General features: G+C 52.5%; 11 protein-coding genes and 1 pseudogene. 7 read left to right on the plus strand and 5 right to left on the minus strand.

What is annotated here, in order from left to right; all coding sequences use genetic code 11:
- The first annotated feature begins 31 nt into the window (after positions 1-31).
- Complete coding sequence (locus URZ40_RS04485) at positions 32-3,034, plus strand: autotransporter domain-containing protein (RefSeq protein WP_316379948.1); 3,003 nt, start codon at positions 32-34, stop codon at positions 3,032-3,034.
- Between the two features lie 61 nt (positions 3,035-3,095).
- Here the strand turns inward: URZ40_RS04485 and URZ40_RS04490 are convergent, their stop codons facing one another.
- Positions 3,096-3,623 carry a helix-turn-helix domain-containing protein gene (locus tag URZ40_RS04490; RefSeq protein ID WP_116342006.1) on the minus strand — a complete coding sequence of 176 codons (528 nt, stop codon included), beginning with the start codon at positions 3,621-3,623 and terminating at the stop codon, positions 3,096-3,098.
- A gap of 673 nt (positions 3,624-4,296) precedes the next feature.
- Here URZ40_RS04490 and pgaA point away from each other — a divergent pair.
- The 4 genes from pgaA to pgaD are packed head-to-tail and all read left to right on the plus strand — an operon-like array spanning position 4,297 to position 10,442.
- Complete coding sequence (gene pgaA / locus URZ40_RS04495) at positions 4,297-6,735, plus strand: poly-beta-1,6 N-acetyl-D-glucosamine export porin PgaA (protein WP_316379947.1); 2,439 nt, start codon at positions 4,297-4,299, stop codon at positions 6,733-6,735.
- A gap of 8 nt (positions 6,736-6,743) precedes the next feature.
- On the plus strand, positions 6,744-8,687 hold the full coding sequence (pgaB, locus tag URZ40_RS04500) for a poly-beta-1,6-N-acetyl-D-glucosamine N-deacetylase PgaB (RefSeq protein ID WP_316379946.1): 1,944 nt from the start codon (positions 6,744-6,746) through the stop codon (positions 8,685-8,687).
- Positions 8,680-10,011 carry a poly-beta-1,6-N-acetyl-D-glucosamine synthase gene (gene pgaC / locus URZ40_RS04505; protein ID WP_233002816.1) on the plus strand — a complete coding sequence of 444 codons (1,332 nt, stop codon included), beginning with the start codon at positions 8,680-8,682 and terminating at the stop codon, positions 10,009-10,011. The genes pgaB and pgaC overlap by 8 nt, the downstream gene beginning before the upstream one ends.
- Positions 10,008-10,442, plus strand: a complete 435-nt coding sequence (gene pgaD / locus URZ40_RS04510) for a poly-beta-1,6-N-acetyl-D-glucosamine biosynthesis protein PgaD (protein ID WP_316379945.1) — start codon at positions 10,008-10,010, stop codon at positions 10,440-10,442. The genes pgaC and pgaD overlap by 4 nt, the downstream gene beginning before the upstream one ends.
- 38 nt (positions 10,443-10,480) lie before the next feature.
- Here pgaD and URZ40_RS04515 read toward each other — a convergent pair.
- Positions 10,481-10,591 (minus strand): annotated as a pseudogene (locus URZ40_RS04515) (hypothetical protein); the annotation flags it as partial.
- 361 nt (positions 10,592-10,952) lie between these two features.
- Between URZ40_RS04515 and URZ40_RS04520 the strand changes: the two are divergent.
- Entirely contained in the window at positions 10,953-11,480 is a 528-nt protein-coding gene (locus URZ40_RS04520) for a fimbrial protein (RefSeq protein WP_316379944.1), read from the plus strand.
- Between the two features lie 58 nt (positions 11,481-11,538).
- Here URZ40_RS04520 and URZ40_RS04525 read toward each other — a convergent pair whose 3' ends face one another.
- From URZ40_RS04525 to URZ40_RS04535, 3 genes are read right to left on the minus strand one after another with little or no spacing between them, the layout of a single operon-like run.
- Positions 11,539-12,468, minus strand: coding sequence for a fimbrial protein (locus tag URZ40_RS04525; RefSeq protein WP_316379943.1), 930 nt, complete (start codon positions 12,466-12,468; stop codon positions 11,539-11,541).
- Complete coding sequence (locus URZ40_RS04530) at positions 12,443-14,908, minus strand: fimbria/pilus outer membrane usher protein (protein WP_316379942.1); 2,466 nt, start codon at positions 14,906-14,908, stop codon at positions 12,443-12,445. The genes URZ40_RS04525 and URZ40_RS04530 overlap by 26 nt, the downstream gene beginning before the upstream one ends.
- Before the next feature lie 17 nt (positions 14,909-14,925).
- Complete coding sequence (locus tag URZ40_RS04535; protein ID WP_316379941.1) at positions 14,926-15,645, minus strand: molecular chaperone; 720 nt, start codon at positions 15,643-15,645, stop codon at positions 14,926-14,928.
- Between the two features lie 311 nt (positions 15,646-15,956).
- Between URZ40_RS04535 and URZ40_RS04540 the strand changes: the two genes are divergently transcribed.
- Complete coding sequence (locus URZ40_RS04540; RefSeq protein WP_316379940.1) at positions 15,957-16,502, plus strand: fimbrial protein; 546 nt, start codon at positions 15,957-15,959, stop codon at positions 16,500-16,502.
- The last annotated feature ends 18 nt before the right edge of the window (positions 16,503-16,520 follow it).

Below are 16,520 nucleotides of genomic sequence, written 5' to 3' on the forward strand. Positions count from 1 at the left end.
GACATCACGCTAATGAGTACGGAGATAGCCCGTGAATAACTCTACATCGCATTCTTTAGCGGTTAAGACGCCGCTTTCCAGACTTTACCTCGCTCTATTTTCCGCGCCGCTGCTACTGCTTTCACCTGCCGATTTCGCGCGCGCAGCCGATGCATTTTTTGATGGCGACTCGCGTATTACCGAAACGCTGGGTTACACCGGCGATGTTTACGTTGGACGTAATCAACCCGGAAACCTGCTGATCGATAATGGCAAAATCACCGCCTATAACATCAACATCGGCCGGCTGTTCGACGGCCAAATTTATGAAAGCGTGGTCACGGTCCGCGGGCCAAACGCCGAGCTTAACGCGGTGAACGATCAGTATGTCCTGCGCGGCGACCTGAATCTTGGCCTCGGCACCCTGCGAGTCGAAGAGGGTGCGTTGGCCAGCGCAAAAGAGATCGTTGTCGGCACTACCCGTGGCTACGACAGCCACCTTATCGCCACGGGCACCGGCTCACGCGTGACCAGTAATTTTCTTAGCGTAGGCACCGATCTGGGCGCACGCTCCACGCTGGCGGTTGAGGACGGCGCGGCGCTCAGTACCGCCTACGATGCGCGCATCGGCAACGGTACCGGGCCGGGTGAAACCGACACGCTGAGCCCGAAAGCCACCGTCACGGGGAGCGGCTCACAGTGGAATGTTGGCCGTACGTTAACGCTTTATGGCGACCTGGACGTGCTGAACGGCGGTGCGGTTAACGTTGGCAGCGTGCAGGTGGCGGGCGTCTCCGGGGCAGGTAAAACCGCCGAGCTGGTTATTGCGGGCAAAGACTCGCGCTTTACCAGCGGCAGCAGCGTGAGCGTGGGCGATTACGGCAATGGCGTGCTGTCTGTGATTGACGGCGGTTCATTTTCCGCTGGCAGCAATGCGCTGATCGTGGGAACTTCGGGTTCCGGTTCGAATCGGGGTGCACTCATCATCGGCAGCCGCGGCAACATGGACACCGGCACCGGTTTAACTGAGCCAACGCTTGGCACAGCGGGCGGCGCAGGTACTCTCGATGCGAATACGGCAATCAGCCTGCGCGGCGGGCTGTTCGGCAGCTATGTCTACTTCAACCATACCGATGGAAATTACGTCTTCAGCAACAAGATGAGCGGCGAAGGTGAGGTAATCAATACCTCCGGGCAGACAACGCTGAACGGCGATCTTTCAGCCCTTCAGGCGAACGTGACCGCGCGAGGTGGTAAAGTCATTATTGCCAGCAACATCAACACTCAGCCAGAAGACGATATTTTTGATATTCAGACCCTTAGCGCCGAGAACGGCGGGACGCTGATCCTCAACGCGACGGCGGGAACCGACGTTAGCAACGGGCTGGGCTACAGCAGCGCCGCGTCAATCAAGGCCGGCGGTACGCTGGGGGGGAACGGCACGCTGGGCCAGACCGAGATCCTGTCCGGCGGGCATATTTCACCAGGGGATGGCGATATCGGCACGCTGACGCTGAAGCGTTATCTGAATTTTGTGGGTGAGTCTTTCTATGACGTCGATATCGCCGGTGATGGCCGCAGCGACCAGTTGCTGGTAGCGGGCAAAACGACCATCAGCGATCGGGCTCAGGTCCAGGTCACCGCGCTGGATCCGCAAACCAGCTACAAAACGGGCCAAAGCTACCGCATTTTAACCTCCGACGGGGGAATTGACGGTCAGTTCGCGGGGGCGATTTCCAAATCCGCCTTCCTGGACGTCGCGCTGAACCAGAGCACCAACGCCGTCGATCTGACCATCGCACAGAAAGAGACCGGCGGCGAGAATCCTGGAGGCGAAAACCCGGGAGGTGAAAATCCAGGAGGAGGAAACCCAGGCGGTGAGAACCCGGGGGGAGAAAACCCTGGCGGTGAGAATCCGGGCAGCGGCAAGCCGGGGATTTTCCAGACCGTCGCCAATAGCAGCAACCAGTGGAATACCGCCGGCGCGCTCTCCACGCTGACGCAAAGCGGCCCGTCGCTGGCGCTGTACAACTCGCTGCTGGTGCTGAGCGCGCCGGAAGCGCGCGAGGCGTTCAACCAGCTGTCCGGTGAAGTTTATCCGTCAGTACAGTCCAACCTGATCGCCGGCAGCACGCAGGTGTTTAACGTGTTAAACCAGCGAATGCAGCGCGCGTTTGATAACGACAGTCTGCCGATACCACCGTTAGCGATGTCGCTGGTGCAGCAGCCGGAGCCGCAAAACAATGGCGTCTGGGGCCAGACCTTCAGCTCCTGGAGCCGAAACAGCGGCGACGGTAACGTGGGCAAGCTGGACGGTAATACCACCGGCTTTCTGCTTGGGGCCGATCGCAAGCTCGCGGACCATAACGTGCGTGTCGGCGGCTACTTCGGCTACAGCCGAGGCGATTACGACGTCGACAGCCGTCGCTCCTCAACGGATACCGACAACTACCACCTTGGCCTGTATGCCGCCGGTCAACAGGATGCATTCTCCCTTCGCGGCGCGCTGGGCTACACCTGGCACAAGATCGAAGGCGAGCGCAATGTTGATTTCAGCGGCTTCTCGGATCGGCTGAAGTCGGATTACGACGCCAACTCGCTGCTGGCGTTCACCGAAGCGGGCTACCGTTTCGGCCAGCCTGATATGAATATCGAGCCGTTCGTCAATTTATCGTACATTCGGCTGCATACCGACAGCTTCAGGGAAGACGGCGGTGCCGCCGCGCTGAGCGTGCGTAACGAAACGATGAACACCTTCTATTCCACCCTCGGGGTGCGCGGTGTGACCGAGTTGCCGAAGAACGTTAACCTCTACGGTTCGTTGGGCTGGCAGCACGCCTATGGCGATAAGAATACCTCTTCGCGCATGGCGTTTGCGGGCAGCGACGCGTTCATTACTCAGGGGCAGGCCGTGGATGAGGACGTGATGGTGGGTGATATCGGCGTGAGCGTACAGCTGTCGCGTGCTGCGACGCTGGATGTGGGTTATCAGGGGCAATATGGTGCGGATACCCGCGTCAACTCGGTTAACGCTAATCTGCGTTGGTCGTTCTGACCTATCTGCATTTAAAAAACCCGCCCTCGTGGCGGGTTTTTGCTTTTGACTTCTGACAACGTCAGGGATCGTTCCCAACCGCGTCCAGCAGTTTATTTTTAAAGATGAACAAACACGCCTCGTTGAAGTTCTCCGCCCCCAGGCGCTCCGACAGCGCCGTTCGTTTGCGGTAAAGGCTTTTAACCGACGTGTTCAGCTCATCGGCAATCGCTTCCATCGACATCCCTGCCCTCAGCAACCGCAGCATGATTGCTTCGTGCGTGCTAAGCCGCAAGTTAAGCAGCCATTTGGTGGACAGGCGCCTGCCCTTCATATTGAGCACCAGGTTAAATAACGACGCCATATCCGGCGCTGTAAGCGACGTGTTCATAAACAACTTCATACTGAGTAGATTCTCCTCGCGATGTCGCATATCCAGCATAACGCAGCAGATCGTTTTTTTTGTTCTGGCCGGATGGCGTATCAGGTAGTCATATAAGCGGAGCGGAGAACGACTATCAATCAACACAGAATATTCATCTGCACCATTATCAAATATGTTTCTGTCAATCGAGTCGAGCAGGATAATATCCGGGAAAAATAGCCTCATCCCCCTGACAAGATAGCGATCCTGAGTCACTAACACTATTGAAGTTGCCACTAACCATCCCTTTTAGATTAAAGCAAGAACGCGCCTTCAGAAAGAAGGCCGCCTTCGTTTTATAGCGCTGTAATATTAACGACAATATGTATTCTGGCGTTGAACATCCCTCAATACAGACATTGATGAGCAAGACTTCCTGTAGACTTTCATTCAATGGCTGGCATTAATTATAAATAAAAAACAACCTCAGAAAAGACACTTCTCTGAACATTAAGAATTTTTGTCATGAAACTTCCCAAACATGCACAAGAAAGTACTTTAAATGCTACAATCAAACCGCATTTAAAATATAAAAAAATCAACCGAATTAAAAATAAAAATCAATAATATCAATTAGTTGTAATTATAAGCTCAATTCTCAATAATCACCAAAAGCATCTCATTCCAGAATTATCCCAAAACTCCCCGTCAGCTTTTCACCATATTTATCCGGCAACATATCAGGTGTACATTACCTTCCACTCAGCTCACAAAGAGGAGGAACCATAATTACCTTTAAGTAAGTACCCCGTAACGTTAATGCATTCAGATTTAATGTTCTCATTTATGGCCTTTAACGAAGAGTTAAAAGGCGGCCGTGTTATGCAATGGATTCATGATAAACAAATGGCAAATAGATATGGAAAGATCGCTTCGCTTCAATACGTTATTCTTTTATCGCGTCCCAGGATTATTGTTTCTGCTATTTCTGTTTCCTGTTCTCGGTCAGGCAACGGAATCCGTTTATGAGCAACAGATTCAACAGGCGCGTAACGGTAATTACGCGCCGTTTCTCAATTACCTTCAGGGTTATCAGCAACAGCATGCTCTGACGCCTGAGCAAGTCGCGGACTGGTTACAGGTGGCTGCATGGGCTGGTCGCGATGACGAGGTGATTCAGGTCTGGCGGCGTTACGGCATTTATATGCCGCTGCCTGCTCGCGGCGTTGCTGCCGTCGCGCAATCCAGGCGAAATCAAAAAGCATGGCAGCCGGCTCTCGTGCTCTGGAAAGAGGCGCGTAGCCTTGCGCCGGATAATGACGATTATCGTATCGGCTATATTAAAACCCTGGCCGATGCCCGCATGGATACGCTCGCTCTGCATGAAGCCCGTCAGCTGGTGACGGAGGATCCCTCTCCGGCGCATCTTCAGACGCTCTCGTACGTCTGGTTACGCCAGGGAAAAAGCTGGGATCGGCTTTTAGCGGACACGCGCGCGCTGACCCTCGCGCCGGAGAATAAAGCGCTCCTCAGCGAGCTGATTGATGCGCTAACGGATAGCCGGGTGAGTACCCCCGCGCTGATGCTGTCGCAAAGGGTAACGCTGCCCCCTGCGCAGCGACGCCGTCTTGAGCTTAATGCCGCCGCCGAGTGGGTTCGGCTGGCCGATGTTCCTGGCAGAACGGAAAAGGAGCGTCTGCAGCTGGCGCAAATGGCACTGAATCGTTACGACGCCCTGCTCTCCCGCTGGCAAAACGAACCGCAGGCAGCGGAAGACGTCATCCTCGCCCGTATCGACAGGCTTGGCGCGCTGTACGCGCATGGCGATTACCCGCAGGTCATCCGTGAATATCAGGCGCTGAGGGACGCGCAGCATCCCGTGCCGGGCTGGGCCATCGGCTGGGTGATCTCCGCGTATCTGCAAGAGAAAAACGCGGCTGCCGCCTTCGCGCTTCTGCAACGCTATCCGCAATACGCCGCCGACCCGCAGGATGAGGAGCATGCGCTTTTCTACGCCTGGCTGGATACCGGGCAGTATCAGGCCGCCCACCGCTACGTTGAGCGCCAGACCCGCAACGTTCCGTGGACCCGCTACGATTTTGGGTCCCCTGTCCCTCAGCCGAACGATCGGTGGCTTACCGGGCAGTCGCTCAAATTTAACTATTTGCGCTCGACTAACGCCCTTCCGGAAGCCGAAAAGCTGGCACACCGTCTGGCGACAACGGCGCCGGGCAATCAGGGGTTGCAGATTGACTATGCCACCCTGCTTCAGGCACGGGGCTTGCCGCGCGCGGCCGAGAAAACGTTGAAAAGGGCGGAGGCGCTGGAGCCATCAAATCTGGAGCTAGAGCAGCAGCAGGCTTACGTCGCCATGGATCTGCAGGAGTGGCGACAGATGGATTTACTGGCCGACGATGTGCTTGCCCGCGCCCCCGTCGATCGCAGCGCCAGGCGTCTGGACAGACTCCGAACGGTCCACCACATGTCCGAGCTGCGCCTCAACGCGAGCAAGGGTTTGCACTCCGATAACCCCATCAGCGGGACGCACGACCTGAACCTGGACGCCACGCTCTATGGACCCCCCGTGGCGGATAGCTGGCGGCTGTTTGCCGGCACCCGCTATGCGCAGGGGAATTTCGATGAAGGCAAAGGCACCAGCCGTCACCTCCTGGGTGGCGTCCAGTGGCGTCCTCGCGACCTTCAGCTCGAAGCCGAGCTCTCCAGCAACCGCTATCACGGGGCAAACAAGCCAGGCGCTCGCCTCTCAACAACGTACTTTCTCGATGATAACTGGCAGGTCAGCGGCAGCCTTGAACGCTTATCCCGCACCACGCCCCTGCGGGCCTTACGCAACGGGATTAGCGCCAACCGGGGTGAAGGCGGGGTGCGTTGGTATCAAAACGAGCGCCGTGAGTATCAGTTCAGCGCCGCCGTCAGCCGCTTCTCCGATCATAACCGCCGGCAGGAATACACCCTTGCGGGTAAGGAGCGTCTCTGGCAGACCCCGACCCTGACGCTGGATCTCGAACCGGGGATCGCCGCCAGTAAAAACAGCCTGCGGGACACGCTCTATTACAACCCGGCGCGGGATCTGTCCGTGACGGCCGCCCTGTCCGTGGACCATGAGATGTACCGCCATTACGACACCCTCTGGAGCCAGCAGTTCGTGGCCGGAGGCGGCAGCTACTGGCAGAAAAAGCAGTCCGCTGGCGCCATCGTCCTGCTGGGCTACGGGCAACGCGTCCAGTGGAATAACGTTATTGATACCGGCGTGATGCTGAACTGGGATAAACGCCCTTATGACGGCAAACGCGAGAGCAACCTCTCCGTCACGCTTGATGCGACTTTACGCTTTTAAGGATGAATATGCTGAACACACGCTTTTCCGCGAGCCTGATACTCATCGGCTGGCTCTGCCTCAGCGCGAGCGTCTGCGCGCAGGCGATTTCGTTCGTTGCGCCCAAAGCGCGGCCGCAGCCGGAGGCGAGCAAACCCTGGCCGCAGAACCAGTTTCTGGTGCTGGCCTACCACGACGTCGAAGACGATGCCGCCGATCAGCGCTACCTCTCCGTGCGCACCAGCGCGTTAAACGAGCAGATAAGCTGGCTTCTGCACAACGGCTATCACGCCATCAGCGTGCAGGACATTCTGGACGCGCATGACGGAAAAAAAACGCTGCCGCCAAAAGCCGTTCTGCTCAGCTTTGACGATGGCTACAGCAGCTTCTACACCCGCGTATGGCCACTGCTCAAGGCCTGGAACGTCCCTGCGCTTTGGGCGCCGGTGGGCAGTTGGGTGGATACGCCAGCAAACCAGAAGGTGAACTTTGGCGGCCTGATGACGCCCCGCGATCGCTTCGCGACCTGGGACATGGTGCGCGAGCTCAGCCAGTCCCCGCTGATTGAAATCGGATCGCATACCTGGGCCTCGCATTACGGCATCGTCGCCAACCCGCAGGGCAGCCGTGAACCGGCTATCGCCAACCGCTTTTATGACAAAGCCACGGGCCGCTATGAAACCGACCAGCAGTTCAACCAGCGGATCGGCGATGACGTCCGCAAGGTGACGGAGAAAATCGCGCAGGTGACGGGCAAGGCGCCGCGCGCCTGGGTCTGGCCTTACGGCGCCGCAAACGGTACGTCGCTCGCCATCGCCAGACAGCAGGGTTATCAGCTGGCCTTTACCCTTGAGGACGGGTTGGGGAATGTGCAGGAGCTGGGCAACATCCCCCGCCTGCTGATCGCCGGGAATCCCTCGCTCAAGGCGTTTGCCAGTACGGTCAGCCAGGCTCAGGAGCGCGATCCCGTGCGCGTCATGCACGTCGATCTCGACTACGTTTACGATCCCGATCCGGCCCAGCAGACCCAAAACATCAACAGGCTGATCCAGCGGGTCTACGACATGAAAATCAGCCACGTTTTCCTGCAGGCGTTTGCCGACCCGCAGGGCGACGGCAGGATCAGGGCGCTCTATTTCCCCAACCGCCGGCTTCCGGTCCGGGCCGACCTCTTTAACTTTGTCGCCTGGCAGCTGCAAACCCGCGCGGGCGTGAAGGTCTTCGCGTGGATGCCGGTGCTCTCGTTCGATCTCGATCCTTCCCTGCCCCGCGTGCAGCGTCGGGACGATCGAACCGGTCAGCTGCGCGAGGCCAATGAGCCCTACATCAGGCTTTCCCCGTGGGATCCGCAGGTTCGCCAGCAGGTGACGGAGATCTATGAGGATCTGGCCCGCCATGCCAGCTTCAACGGGGTCCTGTTCCATGACGATGCGGTGCTGACGGACGTTGACGTTGACGCTGCCGGGCAGGACACGACGCGTCAGAAAAGCCGGAGGCTTATCGGGTTTACCCGCACCCTGGGCCAGGCGGTGAAGCATATCCGCGGCCCGCAGATAAAAACCGCGCGCAATATGTTCGTCTTACCCATTCTGCAGCCCGAAAGCGAAGCGTGGTTTGGGCAGAATCTCGATGATTTTCTGGCGGCCTATGACTGGACGGTACCGATGGCCATGCCGCTGATGGAGTCCGTTCCGGCGAATGAGAGCAATGCCTGGCTGACGCGTTTGATCAAAGCCGTCGCAACGCGGCCCGGCGCGCTGGATAAAACCATCTTCGAACTGCAGGCCAGAGACTGGGAGCAGAAACCGCAGCGCGCCGTTTCCGACAGCCAGCTTGCGGCGTGGATGCGCGTCCTCCAGCTTAACGGCATCAAAAACTACGGCTACTACCCTGACGATTTCATCAATAACCAGCCTGATATCTCACGCATCAGGCCCGTATTTTCTTCCTACTGGTACCCTGACAATGACTGATCGCATAATCGCCTTTTCCATTTTATGTCTGGTATTCGGGTTGCCGTTAGGCGTGGCAGCCCTCTTTACCGGCGAGCTGATTCTGGATTTTGTCTTCTTCTGGCCGCTGTTTATGTCCGTGCTCTGGGTCACCGGCGGGCTCTATTTCTGGTTTCAGCTTGAACGCCGCTGGTCGTGGAATAAAGACACGCCCGCCCCGGTACTTGCCGGCGAGCCGCTCATCTCCATTCTTATCCCCTGCTTCAACGAGGGACGAAATGCCCGGGAGACCATCAGCGCCGCGCTGGATCAGCGGTATGAAAATATAGAAGTTATCGCCATCAATGACGGCTCCTCTGACAACACGGCGGAGGTATTGCAGGCGCTGGCGCAGGAGCAGCCGCGCCTGCGGGTGATCAACCTCGCGGAGAACCAGGGAAAAGCCGTGGCGCTCAAAGCCGGGGCGGCGGCGGCCCGGGGCGATCTGCTGGTCTGCATTGACGGCGACGCCCTGCTCGACCGCGACACCGCTGCTTATCTGGTAGCGCCGCTGATTCAGTATCCCCACGTTGGGGCGGTTACCGGGAACCCGCGAATTCGCACGCGCTCCACGCTGATTGGCCGCATTCAGGTAGGCGAGTTTTCGTCCATCATTGGGCTCATCAAGCGGACGCAGCGGATCTATGGCCGGGTCTTTACCGTCTCCGGCGTCATTGCCGCCTTTCGCCGTCAGGCGCTGGCGGACGTCGGGTACTGGAGCCCGGACATGATCACCGAAGACATCGACATCAGCTGGAAGCTCCAGCTGCGCCACTGGGATATCTTTTTCGAGCCGCGGGCGCTGTGCTGGATCCTGATGCCGGAGACGCTCAAGGGCCTGTGGAAGCAGCGTCTGCGCTGGGCCCAGGGCGGCGCGGAGGTGTTTCTGGTCAACCTGCGCAAGATGGTGCGCTGGGAACATCACCGCATGTGGCCCCTGTTTCTGGAGTACGCGCTGTCAACGCTGTGGGCCTTCGCGTATGCGATAACGGTGCTGCTGTTCGTCATCAGCCACGTCGCGCCCATTCCCGCCAGGCTGACCGTTGAAACCCTGTTTCCCCCGGCGTTTACCGGGCTGCTGCTGGGCGTGATGTGCCTGCTGCAGTTCCTGGTCAGCTTGTACATCGAGCGGCGCTATGAGCGCAAGGTGGCAAGCTCGCTTTTCTGGGTGATTTGGTTCCCGATGGTCTACTGGATGATTGGCCTGTTCACCACCCTCGTCGCATTTCCAAAAGTCATGCTTAAACGTCAGCGTGCCCGCGCGCGCTGGATCAGTCCGGACCGGGGAAAAGGGAGCCTTCAATGAACGAAAATACCTTAATTTTGACTGAACATCGCTTGCTGCCACGTCTTTTTGATGCCGCGTTAACCGCGATGGCGTGGGGCGGATTTCTGTTTTTCCTGTATGCCAGGCTGTGGATGCAGTTAACCGAGGAGAGCGACCACCGGTGGAGCGTGATTATTGCCTCCTTTAATACGGTGTTGATCTATTTGCTGTTCGCTGCGCTCAACGGCTGGCTGCTGATTTTGTGGTATCAGTACAACCGCCGCCGCACGCACGCAAGGCGCCGCCAGCCGGGCTATTTTCGCCAGGAGGAGCTGGCCCGCAGCTTTAATGTCTCACCGCAGATCATCTCCGAGATGAGCCAGTACAACCTGCTGACGGTGTATCATGACCAGATTGGACGCATCATCGATCTGAAGACCAGCGAGCAGCAGGACGGGGAAGCGCAGTAACAAAAGGCCCCCACAGAGAATACTCTGCGGGGGCTTTTTTTGCCGCTGGATTTATCCAGCAGTTCGTCCTGAGCGCTGATGAGAGCGATATTGCTGCCGCAGCGACCAGCAACAGGTTTCACGACATAGCCGGTCTGTTTCAGCAGATCGCGCTCGCTCACTAATGGCGCCTGTTGTTCACCCATCCAATGATTTTTATCGAGTTCGTGATGCAGTACCTCTGAAAAATTTTTTAATTATCTGATTGGGCGCTTCTCTGAGGCTAAAATTAAAATAAGAAAAATTCCCATATATATATTTATACAAAGATGAATGTATAAATTATTTACTATAGCACGTTAAGTTTACTTTTGATGTGATAGAAATAATTTCAAAATAAACCAAGTGTCCAAATGAAGACAGTTCGGATGGTTTCAAATCGAAACACTAACTCTTAATATATACTAGCTCGCTTCTTAAAGAGCGATAGTAATAAAATCAACTTTATTGTATTTTTTAAGGGTTATTGAAATGAAAAAAATCATTCAGCTCGGAATTTTAGCTGCGGCTATCACTGCATCCTGTGGCGCTTTTGCTGCAGGCACTGAAGGCGTTGCTGTCGAGTTTGGCGGTACGCTGACAACATCTTCCTGTAACGTTTCCGTAAATGGTGGTCAGTCTATTGATATGGGTAGTGTTGATACCTCTGGTTTGAAAATCGGCGAAACAACGACAGCAGTTCCGTTCACCGTTGATATTAAAGATTGTCCGTCAAGTATTCAGACTGCTGCCCTGGATTTTGAGGGAAATGCATTTTCTGGCGACAACACTGCTTTCGCTTTGACCTCATCAGTTGGTAATGCTGCAGAGCAGGTTGCCCTGATGATTGAGAATACGGCCAGTGGTACTTACTTCAGTCCAAACGTTTCCGGCTCAACAGAAAGTTTAGATAGTGGTGCTGTATCCATCCCTCTGGCTGCTTTATTGAAAATGAAAAGCTCCTCTGTAGACGAAGGCCAATTTGCAGTATCGACTTCCCTTCATGTGATTTATAACTGATTATGAATAACGTAAAGCCGTGAATTATTTCACGGCTTTTTTTTTGAACAAAATTAAATCATGGATAAAGAATATGCAGATTTGCAGTGGCATTAAAAGCACCAGCTTGTGGTACTCCAGTACTCAATAGCTTTGCCAGGAATACGAAATTACCTGTTTGTGGGACGATTTTTATCCGCTTATTGACTGGCATTGGCGTGCCATTTTGCTGCTGTATGCTCAGCGCGATATTGTTTTTCCTCATCACCGAAGAAAGTAAATATCCATTCTTGTCTGATATTCCCTCCCAGCGCATAGCCAGATGGTCCTGAAGTGGGCATGAGTATGATAAGGAGAACTCCCGGGTCGCCAGAACGGTACCCACTTTTGCTTTGTCTGGAATATTCACATCGCCGAAGTTCACCGTTTTGCTTTCAATATGGCAAGATTCTCCGTGCACCCTAACTGGATGCTGTAATGAAATCAGCACCGATTTATTGCCGCCATCTGGGCGTATTACGCCATAAACTCCTGGTTTTATCGTATCTTGAATTTGAAGAACAGATGATGTCTGGACCAACTCGAAAGTAAGACGGGGCGTGACGGGCCAGGGCAGACGGCACCGAAAACCGCCACACCGCAGATTTGTTCTCCAGGGAAAGGGCTGAGTATCAAGATAGAGACGATAGCCAATCCCTGCTACCCCGGTTGCGTAAACCCCTTGGCCATTTTTACTCATGAATCCAGGAAATGCCGTAAGGTGCCCATTGCCATTGCAAATAAATGGCTGTTTATCAGAACCATCATTTAAGCTCATTGTTTTCTGAGAAAGAATGGTGCCGGGCCCTGATGATGAGGAAAGGGTTATGTCTGGCAATGAAAAATCTAGCTTCAGCGATTCAGCCAGGCGACATTCAGCATTCACAGATGCCACTGGGAATGACAGGATAAAAACTATGAATAACCTAATGAGCCATGATGCTTTATCGGCAGATAAGTGATAGTGCATAGAGATGCTTCCTTGATTGTTTTTGGATCTGATATGGCGCCTTGCACTCCTGGTTGGCATCACCCCATTTTGCTGTGATAGCACCCTTAGCAGGTGCGCCGATTAAATAGACATTCCCATTCTCATCAACGATACCTTCGTTACTTTCATCACCAGCAGTGACCGTTGCACCAAACGGTACGGGTGTTCCAGCAGGCGTTACCAGTGTCAGCAAAAGCTTTTGTCCAATATGAGGAGCGAATTCTGCGAGAACAATGGCACCTTCGGTCGGAACACGAAATACAGAGGTATTCCCTAACTCAATATCCGAATCGGTTTCTTTATCTTTACCGATTGCGATACGGTCCTGCCTGTAGGGTTGTAGGTAAGGTACGATGGTATAACCGCGGAAATCGGTGGTCACGCCCGTTTGATTTTCGATTTTCAGCCCAGGGGCATGTTCTGCTTTAATCAGGGCAACAGCATCATTCGGGTTGAAATATTGGCCAGCCGTCAAGCCATATGAAGAACCGACAAGAGAGCCTTTTATCTGGTAGCTTAGACTTTGCTGTTGGGAAGAGTGACTGTAGTTCGTGCGATACTCGCCATAGCTACCTTTATAATCAAGAGCCAAGCCTTGTGAGGTAGTTTGTGAATCACCATTCATCGCACTCAACTCCCAGCTTAATGCGTCGTTTTCTAAGGCATTGCCGTTAAGACCTACGGATTGTGTCGGCGAGCCAGGTTTCTGTAGTAAGTTAGAAAGTGAAATCCATGCATCATCAGAAAAAATTGAAAATGGTATTTGTACGTTAAGAGAGAGCTGCTGATCGGAGCTACCATCACTTTCCTGTGTCCATGCCCAACCGACGTTCAAGCTGGCGCTATTGATCGAAAAGTTATCCGTTAACGATACGCTTTCTTCCGTATTTTTATACCAGTACGCGGTACGAAGAAGCGAAAGTATAACCGTGTTGATTTCGCCAAGAGGCTGGTTAACCGACAGCTGCAGTTGATTCCTCTGGAACATAGAGCCTTCATCAACGTCTTTATCAGAATCGGTGATGGCATCAGGATAAGAAATAAAATTTGGTGCTGGCGAAAATGCCCATGACATCGATAAATCGGTATCCGAGCCGGGAACATTTTTCACATATTGCAGGCGATAATTCTGTCCTTGCGTATCCAGCGTTTCATATGGATGAGCCTGCATAAATTTCATGTCGGCCGAGATCGAACCAAACTGAGCTAAGCCAAGGGCGTAGCCGATATCGAATGCGTGATAGCTGTTTGTTAAAAATGAACCACCAAATACTGTCATATCGGCAGGAAGACCATAGAAAAAAGTCAATTGGCTAAAATTTTCATTTTTAGCGTTACTATTTTTAGTACGACCTGCGTTAAGGCTATATTTCAGAAAACCCTGACGCTGCATTGCTGAAACCGTCCCCCAGGATTGCGTGAAATGGTGCTCGCTTCCGTCCGCCTCGGTGATTTTAACCTTCAACTGTCCACCACCGGTTTGAGGATATAAATCATTAATCAGAAACTGACCAGCGGATACGTAACGCTTATAAATTACACTACCATTCTGACTAATTTCGACCAGTGCGTTTGATGTACGTGCTATCCCACGAATGACAGGCGCATAGCCTTGTGCTTTGTCATCGTACATTGAACTATCGGTAGCAAGAGAAAGACCTGAATAATCAATTCCATCAAAAAGGGAGGTATCGCTGCTGTTATCTCCGATGCTCAATAGCCCCCGAAGTGCGGGAATATCGCGCTGAAGCCAGGTCTTAGTGCTCTCCCAGGATACCGAGCCTTCCGCTGGCTTATCTGCAGTACCCATATTTCGTAAACGCCACGCCCCTATATTTAACCCGCTATTCAGTCGGATGTATTGGTCATCAGCGGTAAAGCTTTTTCCTGAGTCACTTTTCTGGGCACCATTAAAATCATAATTCAGACTTAATGCGGAGATACCGTTATCCCATTGATTTGATGGAACACTGAGATCATCATCAGGCCCGGCTTTCAAATAGGCCTGAGGGATATTGATATCCAGTAAAAGCTTCTTTTCATTAAATGAAAACGTCATCCCATTGAGTTCGCCAGGGAGGGCGTAAGCTTCATTACTGTTAATTTGCTGCTTAAGAAAATAAACACCTAACTCATGCATTTTTGCGACAGTAATCTCAGGTTGTAACTTACCGCTTTTATCTAGCACGAAATTAATGTCGCTGGTGGTTATGAGCTTTTGATTGACGCGAATGGAGACATGGTAAATCCCCCCCTGGCTGTCACTTTTATTGAACTGGCTAATATCAACGTTTTGTGCCGAAATCTGCCCGGTATTTTCGACAGCGGATGAATCAAAAACAAAATCATCAGCCTGTACCCCTAAAGAACAAAGCAGTAGCGTTAGGGCTGAAAATGATAAATGTTGGCTATGAGGCATTTCTTGTTGCAGGCCTTTTATAAGGTTGTTGATTTTTCCGAGGTTATGCCCCCTTGGTCGGTTAACGCGCTCCAGTTTACGGAATGTACAGATGTAGTGACTGGAATTGATTTTTCAGAAAATGGTGAGACCATCAAATTTTTAACGGAACTGTTGGCTTGACTATCAATAGACAATTTATGCAGGGTAACAAAATAGGGAGTTGGGTTTTTTATTGTGACCGATTTCCCATGTTTAGTGAATACTATTTTCTCCCATGCGCTGGCGGCCTCTTCATCAGTCAATTTCTCCGGGCGGTAAAACAATTTCATCGATGAACTGACTGAAACCATGAGGGAACTTGATGAACTTTTGGCTAGTCCGGGAATGGCTTTGAAATTGAAATAAAATATAGACTCCCTATCCTGAGGTAGGGTGCTGGTATCTGTTTTTACGATGTTTATCGTGTTCGTATCTCCAGGATTCATTCGAAACAACGGTGGAGTAACGACAAATGGAATTTTGGCTAAATTGCTGTTGATTTTCTTATCTGTTTTCTCGTTATATGGCGAGAACCAGGATTGAACCAAATAAGGAATATTGTCGCGGTCATATGCGGAGATAGAAAGGCTATCCTGTGATTCATGGTAAATAAACCTGGTGCCGCCCAATGTTACAGAGGCAACAGCTGTATTCAGACATAAGACGCTGGATGCAATAAGGAAAGAAAATGAAAGAATGTAATTTGATTTTAACATAACAAGAAAACCTAATTATAAAAAAACAATTACAACGTGAATTTAAGGTTCATTCAATGTCCTCAAAAGGACACCGACCGCCATTGTATTAACCTTCGATGAGTGGTGTTTCTTTTTTGCATAGAAAGGTGTATCAAAAAGGACACACCCTCCTGTTGTTCTTTCGTGATTAATTTAGCGATAATGCGAACACACCGAGTTTGTGCTGAATTAAAAGTTATTGAACAGGCTTGGATTGCTAATTCAACTTTCATTCGTGAAACGTTGTGTGTTTGAGAATTAATTATCTACTTTATTTTTTTGAGGTTTACATGAAAAAGCAACTGGCTGTAGCCGTAGCAATGTTATTTACTACTGGTATGGGTATGGTTCATGCAGCAGACGGTACAATTAACTTCACCGGGACCGTAACTGCGGATACCTGTACTGTTGCAATCAATGATCAAACTAATCCAACTCTGAACCTTGGCACTGTTAACACTGCAGACCTTGCTGCTTCAGGCGATACTGGCCCGGCGACTAATTTCACCCTGAATCTGACATCTTGCCCAGAAACAGTAACAGGAGCAAGCATTACGTTTAGCGGTAACGCAGACAGTACGCTGAATACCGCGTTCACCAACGAAGCGAACGCAAGCGATGCAGCTAAGAACGTTGGCGTTCAATTGTATGACTCATCTCTGAAAACGGTAACGCCTGACGCTGCCCTGGATGTGACCAGCTTCCTGACCGAGAACGCTGATCAGACTGCAAAATCTGCATCAATTCCATTTACTGCTCGTATGATCGCTGTTGCTGATGTTGCGACTGCTGGTTCTATTATTTCCCACGCTGACTACACCGTCAGCTACCAGTAATAAAATAAGCTTCCCATG

This window comes from Enterobacter sp. 296B2, assembly GCF_034106185.1.
Lineage (GTDB): Bacteria > Pseudomonadota > Gammaproteobacteria > Enterobacterales > Enterobacteriaceae > Enterobacter > Enterobacter cloacae_N.